The 10,912-nt window shown below is 38.5% G+C and carries 8 protein-coding genes; 7 read left to right on the forward strand and 1 reads right to left on the reverse strand.

Going from position 1 to position 10,912, the window contains the following annotated elements; translation table 11 throughout:
• Positions 1–48 precede the first annotated feature (48 nt).
• The 7 genes from HUN22_RS12150 to HUN22_RS12180 all read left to right on the forward strand — a co-directional run bounded on the left by HUN22_RS12150 (position 49) and on the right by HUN22_RS12180 (position 10,326).
• Entirely contained in the window at positions 49–1,839 is a 1,791-nt protein-coding gene (locus HUN22_RS12150) for an ABC transporter substrate-binding protein (protein ID WP_174729694.1), read from the forward strand.
• 15 nt (positions 1,840–1,854) lie between these two features.
• On the forward strand, positions 1,855–3,678 hold the full coding sequence (locus tag HUN22_RS12155; protein WP_174729710.1) for an ABC transporter substrate-binding protein: 1,824 nt from the start codon (positions 1,855–1,857) through the stop codon (positions 3,676–3,678).
• 20 nt (positions 3,679–3,698) lie between these two features.
• Positions 3,699–5,711 (forward strand): M3 family metallopeptidase, encoded by a 2,013-nt coding sequence (locus tag HUN22_RS12160; protein WP_174729697.1) that lies wholly within the window; start codon positions 3,699–3,701, stop codon positions 5,709–5,711.
• 12 nt (positions 5,712–5,723) lie between these two features.
• A complete protein-coding gene (locus tag HUN22_RS12165; RefSeq protein WP_005304778.1) occupies positions 5,724–6,662 on the forward strand; it encodes an ABC transporter permease in 939 nt (312 codons plus the stop codon).
• A gap of 7 nt (positions 6,663–6,669) precedes the next feature.
• Positions 6,670–7,812: an ABC transporter permease gene (locus HUN22_RS12170; protein ID WP_174729701.1), complete on the forward strand. Its 1,143-nt coding sequence runs from the start codon at positions 6,670–6,672 to the stop codon at positions 7,810–7,812.
• Positions 7,813–7,825: 13 nt separating this feature from the next.
• Complete coding sequence (locus HUN22_RS12175) at positions 7,826–9,559, forward strand: ABC transporter ATP-binding protein (protein WP_174729704.1); 1,734 nt, start codon at positions 7,826–7,828, stop codon at positions 9,557–9,559.
• A gap of 107 nt (positions 9,560–9,666) precedes the next feature.
• Entirely contained in the window at positions 9,667–10,326 is a 660-nt protein-coding gene (locus tag HUN22_RS12180) for an SOS response-associated peptidase family protein (protein WP_174729712.1), read from the forward strand.
• A gap of 58 nt (positions 10,327–10,384) precedes the next feature.
• On the opposite strand, the gene HUN22_RS12185 is transcribed toward HUN22_RS12180, so the two are convergent.
• A complete protein-coding gene (locus tag HUN22_RS12185; RefSeq protein WP_174729707.1) occupies positions 10,385–10,753 on the reverse strand; it encodes a hypothetical protein in 369 nt (122 codons plus the stop codon).
• Between the last annotated feature and the right edge of the window lie 159 nt (positions 10,754–10,912).

Genomic DNA, 10,912 nt, shown 5'->3' on the forward strand with positions numbered 1-10,912 from the left:
GATTTAGATGTTACTCAAAAGGATAATATCTTTTAAAAAACTAATTACGTGGGTATGAACTTGAAATTAAAATTTTTTAAGCTCGCCATTTTAAGTCTGGCTATTACATCAGTTCCTTGTGCTTACGCAATTACGCCAGCGCAACCAAACAAAATTTTGCATGTTGCCTATGAAGCCCCAGATGATGGCTTCGATATGGTCAAAACTACCAACTTCTATAGTGCTAATATTGCTGAGGCAATTTTTGAGCCTTTACTCAAATATGACTATCTAGCACGTCCATTACAGTTAGCTCCCTATACAGTAGAGAGTCTGCCCAAAGTGGAACAAGACGGTAAAGTTTATACTTTTAAAATTAAGCCAGGTATCTATTTTACCAATGATCCCGCTTTTAAAGGTAAACGCCGTGAGTTGGTAGCTGAGGACTACGTCTATACAATTAAACGCATTTTAGATCCTAAAAATAGAGCACCTTCTGTTTCTTTTATTGATGGTAAGTTACTAGGTGCTGATGCGGTTGTAGCTCAGGCAAAAAAAACTGGAAAATTTGATTATGCCGTCCCAATTGTTGGGGTCAAAGCACTTGATAGATATACGCTACAATTTACTCTCACTCGCCAAGACTATAATTTTCCTTATATTCTTGCATATATTACCTTTGGCGGAGTTGCTAAAGAGGTTGTCGATTATTACGGTGACCGTATTGGTATGCATCCCGTAGGTACTGGTCCTTACATGTTGGATAAATATGTACCAAGAAGTAAGGTCGAGTTGGTTGCTAATCCTGATTATCGTGGTTTTGTTTGGAACTTTAAGTCGACAGGAACACCGTGGGATAACCAGCTTGTTAAAGAAATGTCTGGGAAGAAAATGCCCCAAATTGGTAAGGTGGTGGTCAGTATTATTGAAGAACAACAGTCACGATGGTTAGCTTTTCAATCTGGTCAATTAGACTTTGACAAACTTACAGCAGATGCTGTTCCTCAAGCTTTAGATGGAAATCAGCTTAAAGCTTCTTTTAAAAAAAGAGGAATTAAACACTTCCCATATAAGGAACCTGAAATTACCTATACGATGATGAACATGCGTGATCCGGTGATTGGCGGTTTTAGTCCAGAAAAAATTGCGCTTCGTCGAGCAATTACTTTGGCCTATGACCAAAAAGAAAGCATAAAACAGGCATATAAAGGTCAGGCAGTTAGAGCAGAAATGTTTATACCTGAAGGTGTAAACGGGTATAACCCGAAGTATAAAAGTAGCGTAGGATATAATCCGCTGTTAGCAAATAAACTACTTGATTATTATGGTTATAAAAAAGGTGCTGATGGCTATCGGACCTTGCCAAATGGCAAACCTTTAGTTTTAAAAATTAATAATGAGAATAGCTCAGCATCAGTTATTCATTCTGAACTCTGGAAAAAAAATCTAGACGCGATTGGGATTCGTGCAGACTTTAAAGTAAGTAATTTTGCAGATAACTTAAAAGCCGCAACTCAATGTAAATATATGATTTGGAGTGGCGCATGGATTGCTGACTATCCCGAAGGAGATAATTTTGCGCAATTACTATATGGACCAAATGCTGGACAGGGAAACCATGCCTGTTATCAGTCTAAAACTTATGATGCTCTTTATAATCAAGCCACTCATTTGCCACCACAACAACGTCTACCATATTACGAAAAGCTTAACCGCCAGATTGAAGCTGATAATCCTTGGATTATTCATGTAACTCGAATTCGTAATTGGTTGATACGGCCACAAGTTCAGGGTTTTAAACCTCACCCGATGATGAATACAAACTGGCAATATCTTGATATTACCCCTGTTAAAAAATAATTTTAGATAAAGATAATTATGACTGAAAATTTAATAAAACAGCTCAAGCGTTGTAGTGTCAGCCTTTTATTCGCTAGTATGGCATTAACTGGAACTACAAGTATTTTTGCTAAAAGCCCAGCCGATCCAAATAAAGTTTTACGTTATGTATTTCCAACAGCTGAAACAGGTTTCGACCCAGCTTATATCCATGATTTATATTCGGCGCATGTAACCACTTCAATATTTGAAACTTTATATACCTATGACTATTTAGCAAGGCCCGCAAAATTAGTTCCCCATATTGCTACGACTATGCCCGAAGTTAGTGCAGATGGTTTGACTTATACCATTCACATTAAAAAAGGCATTTATTTTACGCCAGACCCTGTTTTTAAAGGTAAACCAAGAGAGTTAACAGCTTACGATTATGCTTATTCTTTTAAGCGTTTATTGGACCCGAATTTACGCTCTCCGAATAGTTGGTTATTGGAAAACAAAATTGAAGGTATGGATGCGCTAGTCAAAGCCGCCAATAAATCAGGAAAATTTAACTATGACCAAAAGGTAAGTGGTTTACAAACACCTGATAAATACACTTTGGTGATTCGTTTAGTTAAGCCAGACTATAACTTTCCTTTATTACTGGCCCATGACCCCACAGGTGCGGTGGCACGTGAAGTCATTGAAAAGTATAAAGACAAAGCCGGTTATGTAATGGGCCACCCTGTAGGTACAGGTCCTTATGTGCTGAGCAAGTGGGTGCCAGCATCGCGCATTGTTTTAAAAGCGAATCCTGATTATCGCGGCTTTACTTGGAATTTTACCGCCAGTAGCCCTGAAGATCAGGCAATGGTAAAGCGTCTTAAGGGTAAAAAAATGCCTCAAATAGGCACAATTGATATTCAGGTGATGGAAGAAAACCAATCACGATGGCTAGCATTTCAGCGTGGTGAGGTTGATATATTTCAGCTTGAAGGCCAACTGGTCGCAAAAGCGGTTAAAGATGGCAAATTAAGACCTGAACTTGCTAAAGAAGGTGTGCAGTTATCTCGCATTGTTGACCCCGAAATTAGCTATATTTATTGGAATCTTAAAAATCCAGTCGTTGGGGGAATGAGCAAAGAAAAAATTGCTTTACGCCGTGCGATTGCGATGTCTCGTTCGATAGAGCAAGAAATCAAACTAGTAAGAAATGATGATGCAGAGCGTCTACATTTTCCAATTCCACCAGGTGTAGTAGGAAATGATCCTCAATACAGAACCAGTACACCATATTCGGTAAAAGCAGCAAATCTATTATTAGATAAATATAACTACAAAAAAGATGCATCAGGATGGCGTACACAACCAAATGGCAAGCCTCTGGTCATTGAATATATGGCGCGTAATGACAGTATTGGTCAGCAAAGCGCTGAGCTTTGGAAAAAGAACTTTGACAGTTTGAATATCCGTATGGTGTACAAGCCTATGCTCTTTTCAGACCTCATTCGGGCACAAAAACAGTGTGACGGGATGTTTGGTTCTTCTGCATGGATCGCCGATTATCCGGATGGGGATAATTTTATGCAGAATTTTTATGGCCCCAATACTCATATGACCAACTGGTCTTGCGGTTCAATACCAGAGTTTGATCAATTATACCGACAGTCTCAACAGGTTAAGCCAGGCCCAGAACGAGACGTGATTTATCGAAAAATGACACGTTTGTTAGAAGTGTATATGCCAGTGCAAGTGTTGTATGCACGTTATAGAAATATGCTGGCTCAACCAAGAATCATTGGATATAAGAAGCATCCGATTTTACATGCTGAATGGATGTACTTCGATATTGATACAAATACTAAATCTAATCATTAAATGAAAAAATTGGAGATACGATGAAAAATAATGCACTGAAAATGTCAACTTTATGTATGTTGGCCATGAGTATAAGTCAATTTGCAACGGCAGAGACAACACGTCCTACTTTGCCATTACTTAAAGCACAACAACTTCCAGCATGGTGTGATGCAAATATAAAAAAGATTCAACAAGAGATTTCAATTTTTGAAAAAACACCTGTTAAAACCAATGCAGCAGCTGCTCCAGTTTTGGCAAAATGGGATAAAATTTTTGCGCATTTTGAAGATTTTTCAGGCCCGATAAGTTTATATAGTAACGTCGATCCAGATGCAAAGTTACGTAAGGCATCAGAAGAGTGTGAAATCAAAATTAATCAGTTTCATACTGATATATTTCAAAATTCAAAATTATATAACGTCATTAAGAATACAAAAGCTACTGATCCGATAGACCAAAAATATCGTCAAGATATTCTAGATCAGTTTGAAGACACAGGTGTTCAACTTGAGCCAGTAAAGCGTGCAAGAATGAAAGCTATTCTGGATGAGTTGACCAAACTAGAACAAGAATATGCGCGTAATGTCCGTGATAATCCGGAGAAACTTGAGTTTACTCCTGAAGAAATGAAGGGGGTGCCTCAAAGTTATATTTCAGCATTAAAGAAAAATGCTAAAGGTAATTATTTATTAGGTTTTGAATATCCAGAATATCGTCCATTTATGGAGCTTGCAGATAATGATGATGCCCGAAAAAGATATCAAATTGCCTTTACTCGACGTGGTACTGAGCAAAATTTAAAACTACTCAAACAAGCAATTGATTTGCGTTATGAGCTTGCTCAGTTATTTGGAAAAGCAAGTTATGCAGATTGGGTTTTAAAAGACCGTATGGCAAAAACGCCCGAAGCTGTAAATCAGTTTTTGGCAGAAGTCCAAAAAACAGTAGCACCACTTGAACGCAAAGAAGTAGAAGAACTTCGTGCATTTAAAGCACAAACTTTAAAAACACCATTAGAAAAAACCGAGATCACACGTTGGAGTGAAGCTTACTGGAGCGAAAAGCTCCGTAAGAGTAAATATCAGATTGATCAGGAAAAGCTTCGTGATTATTTTCCGACTTTAGCTGCTCAAAAATGGTTGTTTGCCATTTCATCTGACCTTTATGGTATTGATTTTAAACCTGTCAAAGCTAAAGCATGGCAGGATGAAGTTGAATATTACGATGTAGTTGATAAAAAAACAGGAAAGCTTCTTGGCGGCTTATATATGGATAAATTTCCTCGTGAAGGGAAATATGGTCATGCCGCGGTTTGGGGAGTATACGGTGGCAGCACTTTAACCAATCGATTACCCGTTTCAGCTTTGGTCACCAATTTTAACCGTAAAGGTTTAAACAGTGACGAGCTTGAAACTTTTGTTCATGAGTTTGGTCATGCTTTACATGGCATTTTATCAAATACACGTTATGCCAGTCAGTCGGGAACATCCGTAGAGCGTGATTTTGTAGAAGCGCCGTCTCAAATGTATGAAGAGTGGGCGCGCCATAAAGAGACTTTATCTAAAGTGGCTGATTATTGTGATCCAGCATGTCCACGTGTTGACGATGAGTTAATTGCCCGATTAAAAGCAGTACATAACTATGGTCGTGGCTTACGTTATGCGCGTCAGACCCTTTATGCACAATATGACATGTCACTGCACACTGCTGATGCTTTAAAAGTGAAACCTTTAGAAAATTGGCAAAAAATGGAAGCAGCTACAGCCTTAGGATATGTGCCAACAACTGAATTCCCGGGGCAGTTTGGGCATTTGATGGGTGGTTATCAAGCAGGTTATTACGGCTATATGTGGTCTGAGGTTTTAGCTTTAGACATGCTTTCTGCGTATGGTGACAATCTTAATAACCCACAAGTAGGGCAACGTTACCGTCAAACGATCTTATCGCAAGGTAGCCAAAAACCAGCAGCTGAATTAGTTAAAGATTTCCTTGGCCGTGATCCTGACAATAAAGCATTCTTTAACGAAATTACCGGACAACGGGTTAAATAAGGAATTATCACTATGCTGGCATATGTTATTCGGCGTTTATGGCAGATGATTCCAACCATGTTGGGGGTAGTCTTACTTATTTTTATTCTTTTTAACTGGGTAGGTGGCGATCCTGCTTATATTTTAGCGGGCAAGATGTCTAATCCTGAGCAGATTGAAAACATTCGTAAGCAGCTCGGTGTCGATCAGCCTTATTACGTTCAGCTCTGGATTTTCATTAAACAAATACTGACTTTTGATTATGGTGCGAGCTGGAGTACTGGTGAACCTGTTTCTCAAATTATTTTAACTCGATTAGGACCGTCGCTCACGCTTCTAATTCCACTGACTATTTTACAGACTGTTATTTCAATTATCTTGGCATTAGCTGTTGCCGCGGTACGAGGCTCTCTAACTGACCGTATGGTTATGATGCTATGTACTATCGGCATGTCGATTAGTATTTTAGTTTACATTATTGTTTTTCAATATGTTCTGGCTTATCAGTTAAGTTGGTTCCCTGTACAAGGCTGGAGCGATAGCTTTACTGATAATTTATTTAAGTTTGCCTTACTGCCGATTCTAATCATGCTGGTGGTGAGTATTGCACCGACTTTACGTTTATATCGTAGCTTTGTGCTTGATGAAATTAATCAGGATTATGTTCGAACAGCACGCGCCAAAGGTGTAGGTGAAAGTCGAATTTTAGGGGTACATGTACTGCGTAATGCTTCAATTCCTATTATTACCGATGTGATGTCAACTTTACCTGCATTGCTTATAGGCGCATTTTTAATTGAACGTTTTTTTGGTATTCCCGGTATTGGTCGAGAGGTGATTATTGCAGTTGAGCGAAGTGATTTTCCTGTAATTAAAGCAATTACAGTTTACATTGCAGCTGCAACCATGATTTTTAACCTGATTGCCGATTTGGTCTACAAAGTGGTCGATCCACGTGTACAGTTGAAATAGGTGGGCTATGCTGAGCGTTTTATCAAAAAGAAAACAACAAACAAAAGCCGAAGCTCATTCATCTGGCCTGTGGAAACTTGCCATGCGTCGTCTTCGGGCCGACAAGATCGCGATGTCATCGCTAGTGATTGTATTGCTTTATTTTATTATCTTGCTTCTATCAATGACTGGTGTGATTGCATCTGACTGGAATAAAGAAGTTGCTGTAAGTTACGCTCCACCTACATTTATAGGGGCAGACAAGACAACTGAAGCTTTGAAAAATACGGCTGCTGTAGATGAGGAATTACCAGAAAATCCTGTCGATCCTTTAAAAGATGTAATTCACCAACTTAAGGCTGAAATTAAACAAGAAAAGAGTTCTGGAAGCGCGATTGATTATTATGGTGTAGTGGACCCATTAGCTGATGATATGAAGGCCATTGATCAGCAACTTGGAGGACATTTACTTGATCAGCAAAGTGAACTTAAAAGCACCCTTGTATTTGGAGCTGATAAATGGGGACAAGACGTCTTTAAAAAGACCATTAAAGGTGCTGAAACCTCAATCATTGTTGGGGTGATATCTGCTTTACTTGCGGTAGGTATCGGTACACTTTTAGGTGCAATTTCTGGATATTTCGGTGGTTGGGTCGATGATATTCTCAACTGGTTTTATAACATTTTTACCTCAATTCCATATTTATTATTAGTTCTCGCTATTGCTGCCGTACTTCAACAAAAAGGCATTTTATCTATTGTTCTGATTTTAGGTTTAACGGGTTGGACAGGTGTTTACCGTTTAGTTCGTGCCGAATATATGAAACATACTGCACGTGAGTACGTTCTTGCTGCCAAAGCAATTGGCGTTGGACACTTCCGCCGTATGTTCGTTCATATTTTTCCTAATGTCAGCCATATTGCTTTAGTCCAGATGTCAATTCTGGTGGTTTCTTTTATTAAATCTGAGGTCATCTTGAGTTTCTTAGGTTTTGGTGTGCCAGTAGGCGTAGTGTCTTGGGGAAGCATGTTAAATGAAGCACAAAGTGAACTTCTTTTAGGTAAGTGGTGGCAGCTTGTCGCAGCTTCTGTCGCAATGGCTGTTTTGGTAACGGCATTTTCAATGTTTACTGATGCACTTCGTGATGCATTAGATCCAAAACTAAAATAAGAGGAAGACCAAAATGATCGAACAAGAAAATCAAAATGCGCCATTGCTGCATGTTAAAAATTTACGAGTAAGTTTTAAAGGTGAAGATAAGCAATATATTGAAACTGTAAAGGGAATTAGCTTTGATATTCCAGAAAACACAACGGTTGCTTTAGTAGGTGAGTCGGGTAGCGGCAAATCGGTTACTTCTTTGGCAACTATGGGATTACTACCTGTAGGTCAGAGTAAAATCGATGAGCAAAGTAAAATTATATTTGAAGGAAAAGACTTGCTCAGCTTATCTCGTACAGAGATGCGTAAAATTTGTGGCAAAGATATTGCCATGATTTTTCAGGAGCCTATGTCATCATTAAATCCTGTTTTTACGGTTGGCAATCAAATTGCGGAAGTGTTGTGTTTGCATATGGGATTGAACCGTAAACAAGCCCGACAACGCGTTTTAGAGTTGCTTAAAGAAGTAGGTATACCTTCACCTGAAACTAAAATTGATGCTTATCCAAATCAACTTTCAGGTGGTCAGCAGCAACGTGTCATGATTGCTATGGCGATTGCATGTGAGCCTAAACTGCTCATTGCCGATGAACCGACTACAGCACTTGATGTTACGATTCAAAAACAGATTATTGATTTACTCGAGTCATTACGTAAGCGCCGTCAAATGTCGATGCTTTTTATTACCCATGATTTGGCATTGGTGGGTGAAATTGCAGATAAAGTCATTGTGATGCGTCATGGCGAAATTAGAGAACAAGGTGCTTCTGAACAGGTCCTTGAACAGCCAAAAGATGTATATACGAGAGCTTTGCTCTATTGCCGCCCGCAAATGTCACAACGACCTTATCGTTTGCCTGTGACCAGCGATTTTATGCGTCAAGAAGACGATGTATTGGTCGAACAAAGTTTTGATGTTTCAGAAATACCGCAGCGTAAACGGGGTTTAGATGGTGATGAGAAAATCATCTTAGAAGTAAAAGACCTGAAAAAAAGCTTTTATAGCCGTAAAGGTCTATTTGGCAAAGAAGAGTTTCAGGCCGTAAAAGGAGTTTCCTTTAAGCTTGCAAAGGGAAAAACTTTAGGTTTAGTCGGAGAGTCTGGCTCAGGTAAAACGACCGTTGGGTTGTTGCTCATGCGTTTACACCAGGCATCTGGTGGGCAGGCTTTCATCGAAGGTAAAGATATTCTTTCATTAACTGAAAAAGAGTTTGCTAAATATCAACGAAAGATACAGATCATTTTTCAAAACCCATATGCTTCTCTTAATCCACGTTTTACCATTGGGCAAATATTATTAGAGCCTATGCAAATTCATAACATTGGTAAAGATGATGCTGAGCGAAAACAAATTGCGCTTGGTTTACTTGATAGAGTGAATTTACCTGAACAAGCTTATTATCGATACCCGCATGAGTTTTCAGGTGGGCAACGTCAACGTATTGCGATTGCACGCTGTTTAACGCTCAAGCCTGAAATTTTGATTTGTGATGAATCCGTTTCGGCCTTGGATGTTTCAGTTCAGGCACAAGTACTTAATTTATTGCAAGACTTACAAGATGAGTTTGGGCTGAGTTATATCTTTATTTCACATGACTTATCGGTTGTGAAATATATCTCTGATCAGGTCATGGTCATGAATCATGGCGAGGTTGTTGAAATTGCTAACTCAGATGAACTCTATGCGCATCCTCAACACGATTATACTAAACGGTTATTACAAGCTATTCCTCAAGGAATTCAGCATATTTCTTGAGCGTAAAGTTATGTCGTTAAAGGCACTTTCGAGTGCCTTTTTATTTGGTTTATTGTCTAAATGCTTATAAAATAACAGAAGTAAAGATAGAGTATTTTATTCTTGCTATGTGTGCCAACTTTAAACCTTTAACGCTTGCTCAATTACAGCAACTTCAGTTGCCTGTGGTTGGCTTTAGCTATGCCGAAGAGGTTTATCCTGCGGGAACAATGCCACTATTATTCAAATCACCACAAGGTCTTGAATGGCGTGAAGTCATGTTTGGCTTGGTTCCAAAGTGGGCTGAAGACACCAACATAGCAAAACATACCTACAATGCCCGTCATGAGACTATTTTCCAAAAAACGAGTTTTCAAGAAGCTGCCCTTAAATGTAAGTTTGGGGTAGTTCCAGTGACCGAGTTTTATGAAAGTAAATATATAAATGATAAACCCGAGCGGTGGGGTGTACGCCGTAAAGATGGGCAAGCTTTTTTCATTGCAGCGATCTATGAAATTTGTAAAATAAATGAAACCGTTATTCGTTCTGCAAGCATGCTGACCATGGATGCCATCGACCATCCTATGATGAAAGATTTTCACGAGCCAGGCGATGTTAAACGATCAGTTATTGTGATTGCACATGATCGTTTAGATGAATGGTTAAGCTTAGAAACGCCTGATATTTCCAGTTTTATTGAGGGTTTTCCAGTTGAAGAGTTTGAGTGCTCTCATGTCCCCAAAGAGAAAATTATAAAACCTACACCACAGTTAAGTATGTTTGACTAACCGACTAAAATTAAGATAAGGTTATTGATCTCAAATTTGAATCAATAACCTATATCACTTATTCAATATTTTTACTTAATGTTTGTACCTCAGAATCTTCGGCTAAATAGTTCAATTCAATCGGTGAAATCACAAAAGTTGTATTATCTGAGGTCTGTTTAAATACAAAGCCATATTCAAAAGATTGGCTATTTTTATTTGGTAACCAGAATAGATAAGGACAACCTGTATAACTGCCATCCCAACCCATTTCTCTTGCTAGAGCCAAAGCAGTATCAGATTTCGCTATGATTTCTTTAAGAGATTCTTTATCGCTTGTCGAAACGTCACCATCATCATCTGCGAATGTTTGCAGAAACTCATTTAAGGGCTTAAGGTCTTCCCAGTTATGTTCTATTGTCGAGAAATGATATCCATATAGCATCATGTGCACTTTCTTCCATCTTGTTATTGTGTCTTTGAACATACCAAGAAATATATGAAAAGGAAATGGATAAATCTGATTTAAGTTGTTTATTTTTCATAACTTATAGATTGCTTTTTGTACGGAATAAAAGCTTTTATAAACATTATAATTATTCATATT

It is taken from the genome of Acinetobacter lactucae, assembly GCF_013344765.1.
In the GTDB taxonomy this organism is placed as follows: domain Bacteria; phylum Pseudomonadota; class Gammaproteobacteria; order Pseudomonadales; family Moraxellaceae; genus Acinetobacter; species Acinetobacter lactucae_A.